Below are 17,713 nucleotides of genomic sequence, written 5' to 3'. Positions count from 1 at the left end.
GTTCTTCCTTTACCGATTGAGTGATTTAATTGTTATTTTTTCTAGGTGCTGGTAGTCAGACATTTCTGACACCACCACTTGCTCACCGGATACACCGCCTTCGAGTACTTCTATGGCATTGCCGGCTAGTTTACCAAACTTGAAACTTTTTTTGATAAGCATGTTGTTTTGTTTATCTAAAACAAATAATTGACTCTGAGATTGTGGAGTTGCACGCGGTGGCTTAATAAGTGAAAGTGCGGCGGTCTTTTTTGCTGTAAAAATTTGCCCTTCAACAGTCAAAAGTGGGCGAGCATTGCTTGGCAGCTCCCCAAGCAATGCCAGCTCTATCGCAATACGCCCGTCTTGTACGATGGGCACAATGCGGCTAACCTTTGCCTCAACCTGACCAACAAAGGTGTCTACTACTGCTCGTTGACCTAAGATAATCTCGCTTGCTTCTCGCTCTGGCACCAGTAAGTCGGCTACCAAAGTTCGCTCACTGCCCACCACGGCTAGCGCCTGCCCGCGTGTAATTGCTTGACCTTGACTGACATGTACTTGCTGCAACATGCCGCTGATCCCCGCAGTGACTTGTAATTGCTCCACCGCCTGAAGCGCGACCTGATAGCTCAGCTCGTATTCTTTTAATAGTTCTAGCTCAATCTCAATTCTTTGCTTGTGTAATGCACTGGTTTGGCTAAGTTGCAGCTGAGCGAGCTTTACTCGCTCGCTTAACTGAGCAACAGTTAAGATTGAGCGCTGATGATCTAAGCTTGAAACTATGCCTTGAGTAACTAATTGGCGCTCAGCCTGTTCTCGCAATTTGGCATTTTCAAGCTCACTGCTGAGTAGGGTATTTTGTCCTTTCAATACTAGTCGCTCACTTTCTTGGCTTAACCTTAACGCTTCAACATTGGCTTTTTGCCTAGCCAGTACTAGTCTTTCTCGGTGGAGTTGCTGAGTTAACTCAGGATTGGTTAACTGTAAAATAACGGTGTCTGGCTCTACCCTACTGCCTGGAAGATGCAGTATGGTTTCAACTTGAGCTGCAAATGCGGTCGTGATCTCTCTACTGATCTTTGAGCGTAACCTTCCATAGCCTTTAACACTAAATTCTATTGGCCCGGATTGAATAGAGGCAAACTTGAGTGTTTCTACATCTAGCTGGTGCTTGTCCGGTAAGAACAACATACCAAAGAGTATAATTAGGGTGACAGTCACAATTAATCGCCACCTAAAAGCCTTGACAGGTGGTTTTGTCAGAGTCGTTTTAATATCCATCGCTTCACTGTATTAATTTTTTATACGTAAAAGCGACATCCATGCCAAAGTTAAGCCATTGAATTATTGTGCTTTTTTATTTTTTGTTTGTGTTTCTTTCCCAACAGTGGGACTGTGGCAGAGCTTTTCTGGGAATTTTTGAAGTAAATAATGAATTGGAAGTCTAGAAAGTAACTCTTAGTTACGCTTTAACTTGGTCATAGTTAGAGGTGTATAACCGATGTAAGCTACACACCTATGATAGGTCGCGAAGTTTACAGCAAACTAGAGTGTCTTCCAGACCAAGATATTGTCCCCACGTCTAACACAACGCTGCACGACATCGCCGATATAGTGTTTTGCGCCTTCAGAGAATTGTTTATCTGCGTAGTAGCAAAACTTTGTTGAGTCGTAAGTTTTTGCTTGTTTGTTATTTACTTCAACATTATTCGCTTCAGCAGCAATTGAAAAAACAGGTGCTAATAGCAAAACTGAAAAAATATATTTTATCATTTTAATTTCCTTTTTATTCAGCCCACAAAGCCTATGGGGTGTTTCATTTACATGTTAAGACGGGTATATCAACCGCAACAGCCAAGCTCTTATTACATTTCAACCTGCTCAGAAATTACCTAAAACAACTTAAAAGCAATAAAAACTGACTAATTTTAAATCGTACCTATTTCAATTCCAATGTCAATTATTTAACACCGACCACCGAATTCTAAAACTCTATAGAAGTCTTTAAGTATGATGCTAATCATATTAACACTGGCCCTATTGAACTATATTTTATGTCTATATACGTGGAGGTATTCTTAGACTCTAATACTATAATCGCCAAATCGCTTTAAAGGTTTTGCTCGCCAAATAGAAAAATAACAGCGGCATCAATACTAACTTCAGTAGCAAAAGCGATACCACGTTTAAGAAGTCGATAAAGAGTGACTCAGCAGCGTCGAGCATATCGTTAATACCACTAGAAACGGCTTTAATTGCTCGACTTAACGTCCCCTCATTACTACCGTGTAGCTGCTCATTGAGCCTTTCTATTTGTTGTTGATGTTGATCTTTCTCTCTATTAATAAGTGCAATTTGAGTATCAATTTTAGCCTTATCACTAGCCAATCGTTGTTGCTTTTCAATCAGTGGCTTAGCCTCTTCACTTTTGGTAAATGTTAGCCACTCGGATAAACTACGGTTTGCTTGAGCCGCTTCAATATCACGTTCCAGCGCGGTAATTTCAGCATTTAGTTCAGTCGCTTCACCATGAAGACGGATCTGCTGTTTAGTCAATAGCGCTATTTGCTCACTATGGCTTTGCTTTTGACTGGTGATTTGGGCTTTTATTTTTGCACTTTGCGCACTGGTCTTTGTTGCTTGAGATTGGAAGAGATCAACACTACTCGACACAACTTCACTTTGTTTATTTATTTCTTGGTCCAGTAACAGTTGGCTAGTGAGACCTGTCGATAGAATTACAAAGGGAACCACAAAACGGATCAATAGCATCGTGGCTAATATTTTAGTTCTAACCGTTTGCCAAAGCCCTAGATAGCAGCACACGAAATATCCAATTACAGTGACAGTAAAAGCGACACTAAACAATACATGAGTAGAAATGGTGTAGAGAATTCGTTGTATAAACAAAGAGCCAATGGCTAGTTGCATCACATCAGAAATGTATTCAGCTAAATCATTGATAGGATCGAGTAGCTGCGCAGGCTGAATGCTTGCAACACCAATCCCAACCTCAGCAGATTGCAACAAAGAAATAGCGCCATTTACTGTACGTGCTGAAGCATAGACGAGCGAGGATTGTAGCAGCGCTCCATCAATGAACTCCGTCATGGTGAGATTGAAAGCTGATGACCAACTTAATACCACCAAGATAGTAAGTAATACAAATTTACCTATTTTAGCCCAGACCATCTACATACACACCTAGAATGCTAAAGGTTTAGTATTGATGAACAAAGCTTAACTAAAACTGATTTTAATTGTGGTTTTCTGGATAATGAGCTACCACAGATAATGTCCGCTCAATAAAACGGGTAAGCGCTCGCTCTGGAAGAAAGGGTTGTCGCCCTTCAAGATTAAACTGCGCTAATAAGCGCTTGATCTTAGCATCGTTCTTTATTTGCTCAACCGACTTACCCGCCTGATTCAAAATCTTCACCCGCTCAACCAAAGCGAATGTTTGAATTCTATGTTCTTCGAGTTCTCTTTTCGATGTAGGTTTACCATGACCTGGCACAATCAACGTATTTTGATCGCCAATCGATAAAAGTAAGTCTACCGCTTTATTAAAACCCGTTAAGCCCCCAGCATAAAATGTTGGATGCCAGTTTGTGGTGTAAATGTCCCCGGTGAATAAAATATTGCTCGTGGGGTGATAGAGAATGTTGTCATTGGCGGTATGTGAAACGGCTTGAGTATGCTTTATCACCCCAAGCTCCTTTAACCCTTGTGGGCTGTCAATAAGTGTAAAACCCTGTTGTTGGAAAAAAGCATTACCACCAGTGTGATCCGAATGACTATGCGTATTTAGCAGGTATTTTTTCTCGGTCTGAAAGCTATTCTGTATCAAATCATTGAGCTTTGGCAAATCCGCATCTTCAGCTGTGGGGTCAATGATCACCACTCCCCTTTTCGTTGCAAAGATCCCAATGTTTGTGCCATAACTTTTATCTCTAACGACTTTTGCTGTGTCAGATTGATAAAGCACTTCAAACTCACCGCTATAAGTTGGCTGAGCAACAATTAAGCCCAATAAGATGAACCCCGTAATAGACCGCATTTCGCACTCCTTTCTATATTAGACTGTTCACGTTATAGCCATTATGACTTCTTTACAAGCCTATTGCTCCACCAGCCTACTTTCCTCTCGGTTTTATGGAGCGGCCAGGCTTTTCCTCAAGCGGCTTATCTGGCCATCGGTGTTTTGGATATCGACCACGCATTTCTTTGGCCACCTCAAAATAAGAAGTTTGCCAAAAGTTGCTTAAATCACAGGTCGTTTGGATTGGCCTTTTCGCTGGAGATAGCAGCTCAAATCGTACCTGTACTTGGCCGTTGGCAAGCGTTGGCGACGTCAATTGACCAAACATTTCTTGTAACACCACAGAAACGGTTGGCCCTTGATGCTCATCGTAGCGGATCGCGACTCGCTCATCGCTTGGCGTGGTGTAAAACTCAGGTGCTTGCGCTTCGAGTTGCTGTTGCTGCTCCCAAGTGAGTGACGCTTGAAGCAGGTTAAAAATATCCAATTGCTTCAGCTGTTTGATAGTATTTACGCCCGTCAAATAGGGCAATAACCAAGTATCAAGCTGCGCTATCAAACTTGCCTCAGATATCTGCGGGAAGGTATTCAAGTGCTCACTTAACCATTTAGCTCGAGCGAGCCAAGCGTGACTTTTTGCCGACCAATTGAGCAAACCAAGCCCTTCCGATGTGAGGATATCCCTCACACATTGGGCAAACGCTTCTTTGGGGATCTGACTCAGGTTTTGCTCTTTTAATACCAGAGCATGATATTTAACTTGTTGCCGGCCCTGAATCGCCTCTTTTTTACTATCCAGTTGATACTGCACCACCTCACTCAAATATGGCGCTAGCTGCTCAAGTAATGTGCTTTTTTCTATTGCGCAGCTTAGAAATACCAAGCCATCTTTATTTTTGCCATCCACATCACAAACAATCAAATAGGCCTGACCTTGCAGCGGATCGCCGTCACGTAATGTTACTCCCCGGCCATTCGCAAGCAAGTAGCGGTTATCCCCTAAAGGACGTTTTTGTGCAGCTCTGTCAGGAAAGGCATGGAGCAATAAAGTAGGTGCTAAGGTTTGAATATCTACAAGGGCGATTGCTTCACTCTTGAGACTAATTCCCAGTTTGTGTGCAAATGATTTGGCCAATTTTACGGCCTGCTCTGCGGCAGCTCTGTGCAAGCGATATGCTTTGGCGGCACGGGTACGGTCTTGCACAAACTCTACCAATGCCAATACTCGTTCACATACATCACTTGTGTTAGCTTGTACTACAATATCTCGCTCGCTCAATATTGCCGCCAAAAAACAAGCAAGTTGTTGCGAAATTAGCGTCTCACATCGCAGTAGCATGCTGGCAAGACGAGGCGAAACCCCCAGTTGTAGTGCACGCTGCCCAGCAGTTAACACTTTATTATGCGCATCGACCAAGCCAAGCGACTGATTCAATTGACAGGCCACCGAAAAATGTTGCACCGGTGGCGATGTTAGCCAATTCGCGTCCTTGTATTGTGTCACGCCCCACGCGCTGAGCTCTAACGCTAAGTCAGAAAGGTCAGTGGTGGTTATTTCTTCTGGCTGAAAGTCACTTAAGTTATTATGCTCGCTTTCGCGCCAAAGACGTAAACAATGGCCCGCTTGTAGACGACCCGCACGCCCTGCACGTTGTGTTGCTGATGCCTTTGAGATCATCACCGTATCGAGCCGCGAGAGACCGCTTCTAACGTCATAGGTTAAGCGTTTTTCAAGGCCAGAATCTATAACCATAGTGATCCCGGTTATAGTCAAACTGGTTTCAGCAATATTGGTCGAAAAAATAATACGTCTTGATGCGCTGGCGCTTTTACTGAGTACTTTCTCTTGCTCAGATAAGGGTAACCCGCCGTACAAAGGCAGAAGCTCAATATTACTTTGGTCAAGCACTTGGCACGCCTCAATGCAGCGCTGAATATCAGCCTGTCCGGGAAGAAAAACCAATACATCACCATCGCTTTGTAGAGTGAAAGCGTGACGCAGCACACTTAACACATGATCTGCCAAGTAACGACTCGCTTTACCGACATATTCAATTTCAACAGGATAGGTTTTACCAGGGCAAGATAACCTTGGTGCACCATCCAGATAATTCGATAAAAGCTCGGAGTCTATCGTTGCAGACATCACCAGTAATTTGAGGTCGTCGCGATACGCTTGTTGCACTTCAAACGCGAGCATTAAAGCTAGATCCGCATGAATAGAACGCTCATGGAATTCATCGAAGATAATAAGTGCAACATCACTGAGTTCGGGATCCGCTTGAAGACGGCGAGTCAATACGCCTTCGGTGACGATTTCCAAGCGGGTGTTGGATGAAACACGTTGCTCGTTTCGGATTTGATAACCGACTCGCTCACCGACCGATTCCCCCAGCTGTTTGGCTAAATAAGTCGCGATAGATTTTGCAGCCACACGACGTGGCTCAAGCATAATAATTTTTTTACCGGAAAAAATATCAGCTTGCAGTAAACGCAGCGGCACTAAGGTCGATTTACCTGCGCCGGGCTCGGCTTGTAATACCAGACGGTTATCATTGTTTAAGGTGGAAATAATCTCGGGGATGAAGGCTTCAATCGGCAGCAAAACTATAGCGCTTTATTATTCTATCTTGTTCAATATGATACACCTAAACTGGATGTCTCCAAACAGCAGAATTCGCTTAACGAGTATTACAAGCATAAATAAGATCGGATAGATTTGACCACGTTTTTAGTTTGCCTGCTTGTAAATATGAGCGTAGATTTTGCACCATGTGCTCTGCCGGACTCTGTACTTCCTCGTCTCCAGTGTGCACGCCAACCCAGGCATTACGATGAGATTCTTTCGCAAGATATAAGCCACCGTCGGCTAACTCTAACACATGTTCCCAGTTAAGCTTGTCTGGTTGTGTTGGGTCAAACGGGAATGGAGCAAAGCCAATTGAACAAGTACAGTTGATAGTTTGATCGTTCACCACAAATGGATAGCTCTCCACTTGGCGACGGATCCGTTCTGTCACTTCGTGCGCAGCCGCTCTGTCCATATCCGGCATCACCAACAAAAACTCTTCCCCACCCCAGCGCACTAATATATCTGACTCTCGTGTGCATTGCTTGAGGATTTCAGCAAAGTCTTGCAACACGATATCTCCTGCGGCATGGCCAAAACTATCATTGATATTTTTAAAGTGGTCGATATCAATAATCACAAAAATTAGATCGGCATTCTGTTGTGTTTGCGGAATTTGCCACTTTTGCCTGTACACTTCAATGGTGCCATCGATCACGCTAAAAAAATGATGCCGATTACTCAGACCGGTCAAGCTATCGGTGAAACTAAGGGTTTGTAACCGTTTATTTCGCTCTGCGAGTTCCTCAGTACGCTGCGCAACCTGACTTTCTAACAGCTTGGTGTAACGGCGATTTTGCCAACGCCAATAAAAGACCAGCGCTAAGGTAAATACAAGCAGGACTATCAATAACCAACGCTGCTGGCTTAATCTTGCATTTTCTATCTGTTGCTGATGCGCCATAATCTGCTTTGCCTGCTGGGCATTGTCTCGCTCAAGCTCATTAAGTGCCTGCTTTTGTTGGGCAAGAGAATATTGCGCTTCTAGCTTAAGTAGTTTGTTATTACGCTTTTGCAAATTCAGTGACTGCTCGGTAACGGCATAGCGTTTTAAATAACGATGCGCTTGCTGATAGTCTCCAAGCTGAGCATAGGCTGAGGCCAGTATCCACTGCAACTGAGATTGAAAAAGTAAAAAACGAGTGCCGAGTGTATCTCTCAGCCCAGCCTGAGCTAAATCAATTGAAGTTGCAAAATCGCCACTTTGTAAAGCTACTCTGGCACGCTGCACTGCCGACATAATCCGCATTCTTTGGTTTTGAACCAAATAATCCGCATTGTCTAACTCATCTAGAATTTGCTTGGCTGGTAAATATTCACCGAGCTGTAAATGAGCCCAAGAACGCGTCAGCTTTAACTGCGCAAGCGTCTCCTGCCGAATGCCTGAAATCTCTGGTACGAAAGAGGACTTAAGCGCTAAACGATAAGCGCCCTTATCCATATTCAAGCGCGACTGCCATAAACTGATATCGGCTTTTATCTGGGCATTATCATCAATTTGCTCAGCCAGCAATGAGGCTTTATCTAAATAGCGCTGCGCTAACTCATAGCTCTCTAAGTCAATATCAAGGTGAGCGATGGCGAGATAGGTGTTTGCCTTTAAAAATGTATTGTTATCGGCTTCGGCCAACTGCAACGCTTGTTGGTGCAAGTCGAGACCATCCTCAAACTCACCAAAGTGTTGAACTATACTACCCTCTAACAGTAATGCTTTGATTTGCAACGGCTTATTACCTTGCGCACGCGCTTGCTCTCGAAGTGCTCTGATGTCCGGTAATAAAGACAAGTCATAATCTTGTTCAGCCGACATTTGTAGCGCATTTAAGTTGCGCTGTATTTGTTCTGATGATTCGTAAGCAAAACCACAAAATGTAATTAGCGCACTTACCAATATGCAAAGCGATACCACAGCTGGCTGCATTAGTCTCCTCCCACCAGCATTTCAGCGTTAGCCACCTGCCAATTCGCCACTTTTTTGTTGATAAAACCAGATTCTGTCAACGCCCGTTTGATCACGCCTCGTCGTTTAAGTATTTTTAACCCACGATTGAGTGCCGCAAATATTTGCACGCCTTCAGGATGATTTTTACTGACGACAAAATGCCGAGAGTCTGGCAAGACAACCTTAATATTTTCGATTGGGACATATTCTTTACCTTCAAAATTTAAAGTTAAAGAATCACTCACGCTAAAATTAATCAACATAGTGTCGACGACATCACTTTCTACCATTGCCAACATGGTTTCCCACGGGCCAATAAAGCTCACCATGTGTAAATCTGTATTCATCAAGGCACGCCAATCCACTGCCCATTGCGGGTTAGATACCACATTCAGCTGCCGAAGCTGTGAAAGCGGCGTTTGCTGCAGTGCGACATTACGTTTGGTGACGTAAAGCCCTGCTTCGTAATCTCCTACTTCAACAAGCGGATCTGAGATAAATAATGAGCCGCGATAGTCCACGATATTTTCATGCCAAACACTGCGAGCAAGGATTAAACTTTCCCCAGCGATCAGATCGGAAAACTCTAAAATATTCACCGAAGGTTTTGGATTAAATACAACTTTGCGCGTCTCACCACCAAGAAACAAGGCCTGCTGTAGTAACACCATTTCGATGATTTCAATATGAGAACCTTTGGTGGTTGGAAAAAAAGAATCAACGTCTAAAACGTCACGACCAGCAAGAAAGTGCTCATAACGCTGACTGAAATTTTCACTACTGATAATGTCAACAACCAGCTGATTGCTCCCCCAACAGAGATTGGAAATAAAAAGGAGTGAAAACAGCCACTTCATCTTCATTGTTGAGTAAAGCCTTATTATTAACAGTTATTCAACTCAGTATACTTGAATTTAGCGTGCTCTGTTAACTACTAAACAACATATTCTAATGAATTTGGATTTGAAATTTATCAGCCCGCCAATAAACGTTAAAACTCAAGAAATGAAAGCAATAAAAAGCCCAGCTAAACTTAATCTCAGATTAGGTTTAGCTGGATGCCAATTCAGCTATTATGCGGTTTCATATCCTAAGTTAGGACCAAGCCAACGCTCCGCTTCTTCTAGCGACATCGCTTGACGCGCAGCATAGTCTTCTACTTGATCTCTTTGAATACTGGCAACGGCAAAGTACTTAGAATCTGGATGTGAGAAATACCAACCCGACACCGCTGCTCCCGGCCACATGGCGTATGAGCTAGTCAGCTTCATACCGATACGGTTTTCGACATCTAACAACTGCCAAATTTTTTGTTTCTCGGTGTGTTCAGGGCACGCTGGATACCCTGGCGCAGGACGGATCCCTTGATAGTTTTCACGGATAAGTTCTTCGTTACTTAGCGCTTCATCCGCTGCAAATCCCCAGTACACTTTACGCACTTGCTCATGTAAATATTCAGCAAATGCCTCGGCTAAGCGATCTGCGACCGCTTTAATCATGATCTTGTTGTAGTCATCTTGCTTGGCATCAAATGCATCTGCCAAGTCATCTTCTTCAAGACCACCAGTGACGGCAAATGCACCGAAATAATCAGGTGTGCCTTTAGGTGCAATATAATCCGACAAACAATAGTTAGGGAAATCGGTTTTTTCGGTTTGCTGACGCAGCTGACATGACGTAACCAAGACTTCGCTGCGCGACTCATCGGTATAAATTTCAATATCATCACCCACGCGGTTAGCAGGGAACAATCCAATCACACCCAGTGGCTGTAAAGTGCCCGCTTGTTCTAACTGATCTAACATGGCATTGGCATCATGAAACAGTTTTTGCGCCTCTTCACCAACCACTTCGTCTTGTAGAATACGTGGATATTTACCGGCCAATGACCAGGTCATAAAAAATGGCGTCCAGTCGATATAATCGCGTAGCGTTTTAATGCTCACGTCTTTAAACTCGGTGATCCCCAACTTATTTGGCACCGGTGGCGTGTAGCTTTGCCAATCAAGTTTTACCGCATTATCGCGAGCACGCGCCAAGGTAACCGGTTTTGAACGTGGCTTTTTACGCGCCTGCTGCTCCCGTACTTTGACGTATTCGTCCGCGGTTTTTGCTAAAAACTCTGGCTTTTGGGTTTTACTTAGCAGGCTAGATACCACACCAACCGCACGACTGGCGTTATTGACGTAAATCACACCTTTGTCGTACTGAGGTTCAATTTTAACCGCCGTATGCGCTTTCGATGTGGTTGCACCACCAATGAGTAGAGGAATATCAAAGCCGCGACGCGTCATTTCTTTCGCAACATGCACCATTTCATCAAGGGATGGCGTAATAAGGCCAGACAGACCAATGACATCAGCGTTTTCGTCAATGGCCGTTTGCAGAATTTTCTCTGCTGGCACCATCACACCCAAGTCCACGACTTCGTAGTTGTTACATTGCAGTACCACGCCCACAATGTTTTTGCCAATGTCGTGTACATCGCCCTTAACCGTGGCCATGATCACTTTACCGTTACTAGAGCCTTCTTCTTTTTCGGCCTCAATGTAAGGGTCAAGATAGGCAACCGCGCGCTTCATCACTCGAGCAGATTTCACCACTTGAGGCAGGAACATTTTGCCCGCGCCAAACAAGTCGCCAACCACGTTCATACCATCCATCAGTGGCCCTTCAATCACTTGAATTGGCTTATCAAACTGTTGGCGACAGGCCTCGGTATCCTCGTCGATAAACTCGGTGATCCCTTTAACTAAGGCGTGCTCCAAGCGTTTTTCAACCGGCCAAGAACGCCACTCTAAATCTTCCTGCTTTTCGGCTTGCGCCATGCCCGAGTATTTAGGCGCGATCTCAACCAACCGTTCGCCAGCACCGGCGTCGGTATTGAGGATCACATCCTCAACGGCATCACGGAGCTCTTTTGGAATATCGTCATACACGGCTAACTGACCGGCATTGACGATCCCCATATCCATGCCTGCTTTAATCGCATGGTAAAGAAACACAGAGTGGATCGCTTCACGCACCGGGTTGTTACCACGGAATGAGAAGGATACGTTAGATACCCCCCCTGACACTTTACAGTGTGGCAGGTTTTGCTTAATTCTGCGCGTGCCCTCTATAAATTCTACGGCGTAGTTATCGTGTTCTTCGATACCCGTAGCGACCGCGAAAATATTAGGGTCAAAAATAATGTCTTCAGGTGGAAACCCAAGCTCGTCAACCAAGATTTTGTAAGAACGCTGACAGATCTCAAACTTTCGTTCTGCGGTTTCCGCTTGACCAACTTCATCAAATGCCATCACCACCACAGCAGCACCAAAGCGCTTGATGATTTTGGCTTGGTGGATAAATGGTGCCTCACCCTCTTTTAAGGAGATTGAGTTTACAATGGCTTTACCTTGAATACATTTCAGACCCGCTTCAATGACTTCCCATTTAGACGAGTCAACCATGATGGGGACTTTAGAAATATCCGGCTCTGACGCTATCAGATTAAGAAACTTCACCATCGCAGCTTTTGAGTCCAACATGGCTTCATCCATGTTGATATCGATCACTTGCGCGCCGCTTTCAACCTGCTCTCTGGCAACATCCAGCGCGGTTTCGTAATCTTCTTCTAAAATTAAGCGCTTAAATTTTGCCGATCCCGTTACATTGGTACGTTCACCGACATTGGTAAATACTGCTGTTTGTATCATGGTGAATTCCTAATTTAAGTTACAGGCTTCAAGACCTGCCAAACGCATCCGCACTTCGATGTTAGGCAAGCTACGCGGCTGGGTTTGCTCAAGGCCTCTCGCGAAGGCGCGAATATGTTCGGGCGTGGTGCCACAGCAGCCGCCAACAATATTGATAAATCCTTCATTACCCCAATCGATAATCTCTTTCGCCATGTCGTCGGCTTCTAGGTCGTATTCACCAAACTCGTTAGGAAGCCCTGCGTTTGGATGCACTGAGGTAAAGGTTTCACAAACCCGTGACAGCTCTTCTACATATTGTCTTAATAAATCTGGGCCTAGCGCGCAATTTAGGCCAATGGAGATTGGCTTAATATGACGAATGGAGTTATAAAACGCCTCTGTGGTTTGCCCTGAAAGCGTGCGACCGGAAGCATCGGTAATTGTGCCCGAGATCATAACAGGCAGAGTGACACCCGCTTGCTCAAATGCTTCTTCTACGCCGTAAGACGCGGCTTTGGCGTTGAGCGTATCAAAAATAGTCTCAATCAAAATAAGGTGAGCACCGCCTTCAATAAGGGCAAGCGTTGATTCGACATAGGCTGCAACCAACTTGTCAAAAGTGATATTGCGAAAACCAGGGTCGTTTACATCTGGAGAAATCGAACAGGTTTTTGACGTTGGGCCAAGTACACCTGCCACATAGCGAGGCTTGCTGGGATCTTTGGCGGTAAATTCATCACATACCGCACGTGCAAGCTTCGCCGATTCAAGATTAATCTCGCGGCTTAGGCTTGCCATGTCATAATCTTCCATCGAGATGGTGGTGGCGTTAAAAGTATTGGTTTCAATGATATCTGCGCCAGCAGCTAGGTAATCGCGATGGATCTGTTTGATTATCTCAGGCTGCGTCAAACTTAGCAGATCGTTGTTGCCTTTGATAAGGACATGCCAATCTTTAAAGCGCTCACCACGATAGTCTTGTTCTTCTAATTTGTGCTTTTGGATCATGGTTCCCATTGCACCATCTAAGATCAGAATACGTTGCTGCATTGCTTGCTTAAGCTGCTCTGCTATTTGCTCACCGTTTACGGCTACATTATTCGGCATAATTGTTAGTCCTTACATCTTGGCTAACTAAGTTAATATCATAAGGTGTGGTTTGGTAAACATAGTAGTTTAACCAATTTGAGAATAACAAGAATGCATGGCTTTGCCATGTCTTAGATGGACGTTTGCTGGTGTCATTCTCAGGAAAATAGTTCTCAGGCTGCGGTGCGTTGGCCATTTTTTCACAATCGCGAAGATATTCTTTTTGTAGCGTATCGGCGTCGTATTCAGGATGACCGGTAATGTATACTTGGCTACCTGAGTGATTTTTAATTAAGTAAGCGCCCACTTTTTCAGAGCCTGCTAACACCACTAGGTCTTTACACGCATTAATTTTATCGATGTCGATGTGGCCATAACGTGAGTGTGGCACCAAAAACTCATCATCAAAACCGCGAGTGAGCGCCCCGTGGTCAAAATAACAGTGGTGCTTAAATACGCCACACAGTTTGTCATTTTTGAGTGCTCGCTTTAACCCATAATGGTGATACAAACCGGCATGTGCGGCCCAACAAGAAAACAGGGTTGAAGTAACATGGTGCTCAGCCCAATCAAAAAACGCCTGTAATTCCTGCCAATACACCACATCGTCATATTCAAGATGCGCCAGCGGCGCACCGGTGACTATCAAAGCATCATAGTTTTGATCTTTCACATCCGAAAAATAGCGGTAAAACATATCTAGATGTTGCTCTGAGTTTTCAGAGCTACGGTGGGTGTCCAGTCGCAACAAATCAACATTCACCTGCAAAGGGGTATTTGCCAGTAATCGGATAAATTGCACCTCAGTCTCCACCTTATTCGGCATCAAGTTTAATATCGCGAGCCGCATTGGGCGGATCTCTTGCGTTGATGCACGACTTTGTGGCATCACGAACACATTTTCATGACGCAATTGGGCAATGGCTGGGAGTTCGTCGGTGACGGTGATTGGCATGCGCTGCTCCAGACTAATCGAATGGCATTATTATGGACAAAAACTGGAAAAATTCAACCTCTAGATGTATGGACGTCTAAACATTTGTGATAATAATTTGATGCCTAACCTCTCACTGATTATTTCAATTTATGTATACTTGCCATCATATAAATAAACACAAGAAACTTGATATTTATGATTGGTATTGGCGAAGCGGCAGCGATTGCGGCGGCTGGGGTATGGGCTGGCTCAACCATACTGTATAAACGATTTAGCCATCACCTTAGTCCATTTGAGTTGAACGTTAGCAAAGGCGTCATCGCTTCTGCTTTGATGATCTTGTGTTTGCTCATCGCAGGTGATGCTATGTATCCGACCTTACTCTCGAGCTGGGGCTGGCTGATAGCCAGTGGGATACTGGGCATAGCGATTGGTGACAGCGCTTACTTTGCCGCACTCAGAAATATAGGCCCTGCTCGCACTTTGGTTATTGAAAGTCTTGCACCTGCCATCGCGGGGATCTTAAACATTGTGCTCCTTGGTGTTTATCTCAGCGCATCCGCTTGGCTCGGCATTGCAGTGACAACCGTTGGTGTGATGTTGGCGATTAAGCCAAGTAGAAGCCAGCCGGTATTAGACAAAAAACATTATCTCTTGGGAGTCTGTTTTGCACTCACGGCTGCCATTTGCCAAGCTGCGGGTATGGTGCTTTCCAAAGGTGCGCTAAATAACGAAAGCATTAGTAGTTTGTGGGCGGCACTTATTCGCTTGGGATCCGGCACCCTATTTGTGGCCTTTATTGTTGTTTGTTTGAAATCACAAAGCCTGTTTAAAGCACTCACACTTAAACAAATCGACGGTAAAAACTGGTTATTCGTTGCAGTGTTTTTTGGCACCTTTATTGGGCTTTGGCTACAGTTAATTTCCGTTAATCATACTGATCCCGCTATCGCACAAACCATCTTTGCAACGGCACCGCTTATGGTGATGACAATTGGACTACTGCGCAGAGAAGCTATTACTAAGTCTATGATGTTTGGAGGCCTAATTGCTTTAGCTGGGGTGTTTTTATTGCTAAAGGGATAGCCAATATCACACTTAATATGTGTGCATATTGGCCTGAATTTGGGGTTAATTTACCACCGAAACAGAGGCAAAATACAAAAAGTAATCAACCTAAGATTTATTAAAGGCAGACACGACTTTTTGTTACCACTATATTAATATGTAAAAACAATGTATATAGACTAATATTTATGCCTTTGCTTGCTTTGTTTTTCGCATTACTGCTCGTTGTGTTACCGGCGCATGGTTCAGAATGCCCAGGTGCCAATAATGCTAATCTCACAAGCCAGATTTTGTCTTGTAAGCAACATCTTGAAACGCTTGAACCCAACGGTGCTCAAGCTTTTGATGCACATCTTGAGCTTGTTAGCTTGTATCGTCGAGCGGGTGACATAAAGCTCAGCAATCAAATACTGGATGAGTTGATGGCATGGAAGTTAACCACACTCCAACGCTTTCAGGTGTTAAGACAAAGTGGTATTAATCGTTATCGCCAGCGCAATTATATTCAAGCGCTGGAGAGCTTCCACGAAGCGCAAACGCTTGCGGCTAAGTTGCAACAAAACGAACTCCTGGGTAAATCGGCAAACGATTTAGCTAATGCCTATCAGGCACTCGGAGATTTAGACACCGCCCTTACTTTATTTTTAGAAAGCTACCAAATAGCGAAAGCAACAAATGACCTACAGAGACAAGCGATCACGCTTAACAATTTAGGGAATGTATCGAGGGATATTAATCAGTTGGATGATGCCATCCTCTCGTTTCGTCAAGCCCACGCGCTCCACCAGCAAGCTGGCGACCAAACTAAAGCGAATCACACCTTGCTAAGCATCGCGGAGGTATTTTACAAAAAGCGCGACTACAACAAAGCAACTGAAATAATTGAAGATTTACTTCAACCTTTGACACAAAGCGGTGCCTATACCCAATTGTCTCGAGCCTATTTATTATTGGCCGAAATTGCCATTGCTCAAAATCATATCACTCAGGCACAACAGCAACTTGCTTCATTTAAACGTACTCGGCAACTAATTCAACACGGTAAAGTGGATCAGCGAGCACTGCTTATTGAGGCCAAACTCAAGCAGCTTGAGGGCGATAACCTAACAGCACAAACGATACTTAAACAGGGGCTTGAAGCACATAATCAGCAAAATAGTCAGCTTACGGAGTTATTTTACATTGCCTTATTGCAGTCCCAACTACAAACACACGCTTATAAAGAAGCGGTAGAGACCGCACAGCGTTATAATGACACGCTTAAAACTAGTCGTGTACAAAGTGAAAACCTTTATCAATTTCGCCTTCAAAGCGCTAACGTCTTGACCGCGCCTAAGCGCCAAACAGAGACAAGCATGTTGTCTCATGTACTCGTCGGGTTTATCACATTTTTAGCAGGTGTTTTGGTTACTTACTGCTTTATTCGCAATACCGCCCGCGCCGATACTCATGGCGTGCACAGTAAACATACGAGCATTGATGAACAGGCCGCTAGACAATTAATGGTTGAGGTAATGACACTCACTTTGACGCTTTGGGAGCAAAGTAGTGGCAAAACTCGTGTCGAATTAGCGGAAGAAAGCAAAGTGTGGAAAGTGAATATCGATGATGGTCGCTTACGAGTGCGCACTCTTGAACGCTATCTTAATATCAAAACGCTGCCCAAAAAGCCGCGTATTCGAAATATTGTTACCACGGCACAATATGTACTCACTCAATGCCAAGACGCTAATTTCGATACTGCGCCCCTTTCTCAAAAAGTTGCACAACTGGAGCAAATCATAGCGTGCTCCAACGCTACTTGATGTTTACAACAAAGGGGCTTTTGCCCCTTCTCTAGTTATCCGTCGCGGTCTCACATAAATAGCATGCTAAAGTCACGCCCATACCGGCCTCATACTCTTGGTGATGACGGTCTCCTTTGAATTCAAAAGGTCCTTCAAAGCGAGGATACACTGTCATATCAGGCTTTAGGCTATTACTAAAGCCTTTCATATTTTGATGTAGAGATTGACACATTTTATTACCCATATAATAAGCAAGTCGCCAATCATCAAACTGGCCACAATCTAGTCGTGGTGTAATACGACCAGGAATACTCTGCTTAGGACTGGTACAAACGTTACTTCCTTCACTATGTAAATATTTAAAGGTTCCAGCAGTTAATGTCATTTTACCTAGCAGAATCGTTTGCCGCTTTGGACATTTCGCCCCATCAGCAACTTCGAGCTGCGCTATCATTTCTGGGCTATGGGCTTGTACAAAGCTCGCAATCAAAGTTGCTCCCAACACTATTACTCGTCTCATAACTGTCTCCTTATTGGTTATGACACCGTTACTC

Annotated in this window: 13 protein-coding genes; 2 read left to right on the top strand and 11 right to left on the bottom strand. The window is 44.2% G+C overall.

Annotation, left to right across the window (positions count from 1 at the left end):
- Positions 1-9: 9 nt before the first annotated feature.
- From QSH61_RS05950 to QSH61_RS05905, 10 genes are all read right to left on the bottom strand, one after another.
- Positions 10-1,203, bottom strand: coding sequence for an efflux RND transporter periplasmic adaptor subunit (locus QSH61_RS05950; protein WP_010604089.1), 1,194 nt, complete (start codon positions 1,201-1,203; stop codon positions 10-12).
- Between the two features lie 324 nt (positions 1,204-1,527).
- Positions 1,528-1,755: a DUF1496 domain-containing protein gene (locus QSH61_RS05945; protein ID WP_010604090.1), complete on the bottom strand. Its 228-nt coding sequence runs from the start codon at positions 1,753-1,755 to the stop codon at positions 1,528-1,530.
- 318 nt (positions 1,756-2,073) lie between these two features.
- Positions 2,074-3,174: a hypothetical protein gene (locus QSH61_RS05940; protein ID WP_206471265.1), complete on the bottom strand. Its 1,101-nt coding sequence runs from the start codon at positions 3,172-3,174 to the stop codon at positions 2,074-2,076.
- A 64-nt stretch (positions 3,175-3,238) separates the two neighbouring features.
- Positions 3,239-4,042, bottom strand: coding sequence for an MBL fold metallo-hydrolase (locus tag QSH61_RS05935; RefSeq protein ID WP_206471264.1), 804 nt, complete (start codon positions 4,040-4,042; stop codon positions 3,239-3,241).
- A gap of 76 nt (positions 4,043-4,118) precedes the next feature.
- Positions 4,119-6,629 carry an ATP-dependent helicase HrpB gene (gene hrpB / locus QSH61_RS05930; RefSeq protein WP_206471263.1) on the bottom strand — a complete coding sequence of 837 codons (2,511 nt, stop codon included), beginning with the start codon at positions 6,627-6,629 and terminating at the stop codon, positions 4,119-4,121.
- 76 nt (positions 6,630-6,705) lie between these two features.
- Positions 6,706-8,574, bottom strand: coding sequence for a GGDEF domain-containing protein (locus tag QSH61_RS05925; protein WP_206471262.1), 1,869 nt, complete (start codon positions 8,572-8,574; stop codon positions 6,706-6,708).
- Positions 8,574-9,458: a type 2 periplasmic-binding domain-containing protein gene (locus QSH61_RS05920; RefSeq protein ID WP_010604095.1), complete on the bottom strand. Its 885-nt coding sequence runs from the start codon at positions 9,456-9,458 to the stop codon at positions 8,574-8,576. The genes QSH61_RS05925 and QSH61_RS05920 overlap by 1 nt, the downstream gene beginning before the upstream one ends.
- Before the next feature lie 210 nt (positions 9,459-9,668).
- A complete protein-coding gene (gene metH, locus QSH61_RS05915; protein ID WP_206471261.1) occupies positions 9,669-12,296 on the bottom strand; it encodes a methionine synthase in 2,628 nt (875 codons plus the stop codon).
- 9 nt (positions 12,297-12,305) lie between these two features.
- Positions 12,306-13,385 (bottom strand): homocysteine S-methyltransferase family protein, encoded by a 1,080-nt coding sequence (locus QSH61_RS05910; protein WP_010604097.1) that lies wholly within the window; start codon positions 13,383-13,385, stop codon positions 12,306-12,308.
- Entirely contained in the window at positions 13,375-14,322 is a 948-nt protein-coding gene (locus QSH61_RS05905; RefSeq protein ID WP_130126639.1) for a homoserine O-succinyltransferase, read from the bottom strand. The genes QSH61_RS05910 and QSH61_RS05905 overlap by 11 nt, the downstream gene beginning before the upstream one ends.
- Before the next feature lie 177 nt (positions 14,323-14,499).
- Here QSH61_RS05905 and QSH61_RS05900 point away from each other — a divergent pair, with 177 nt between their 5' ends.
- Both QSH61_RS05900 and QSH61_RS05895 read left to right on the top strand, forming a co-directional pair.
- The gene (locus QSH61_RS05900; RefSeq protein WP_174168485.1) at positions 14,500-15,390 is read left to right on the top strand and encodes a DMT family transporter; all 891 of its coding nucleotides are present in this window, start codon (positions 14,500-14,502) and stop codon (positions 15,388-15,390) included.
- A gap of 170 nt (positions 15,391-15,560) precedes the next feature.
- Positions 15,561-17,177, top strand: a complete 1,617-nt coding sequence (locus QSH61_RS05895) for a tetratricopeptide repeat protein (RefSeq protein ID WP_174168484.1) — start codon at positions 15,561-15,563, stop codon at positions 17,175-17,177.
- A 31-nt stretch (positions 17,178-17,208) separates the two neighbouring features.
- Here the strand turns inward: QSH61_RS05895 and QSH61_RS05890 are convergent, their stop codons facing one another.
- A complete protein-coding gene (locus QSH61_RS05890; RefSeq protein ID WP_206471260.1) occupies positions 17,209-17,679 on the bottom strand; it encodes a hypothetical protein in 471 nt (156 codons plus the stop codon).
- Positions 17,680-17,713 lie beyond the last annotated feature (34 nt).

It is taken from the genome of Pseudoalteromonas sp. JC3, assembly GCF_030291895.1.
GTDB lineage: Bacteria > Pseudomonadota > Gammaproteobacteria > Enterobacterales > Alteromonadaceae > Pseudoalteromonas.
Note: the sequence above shows the minus strand (reverse complement) of the source record. Positions and strands in the feature narration are given on the sequence as shown.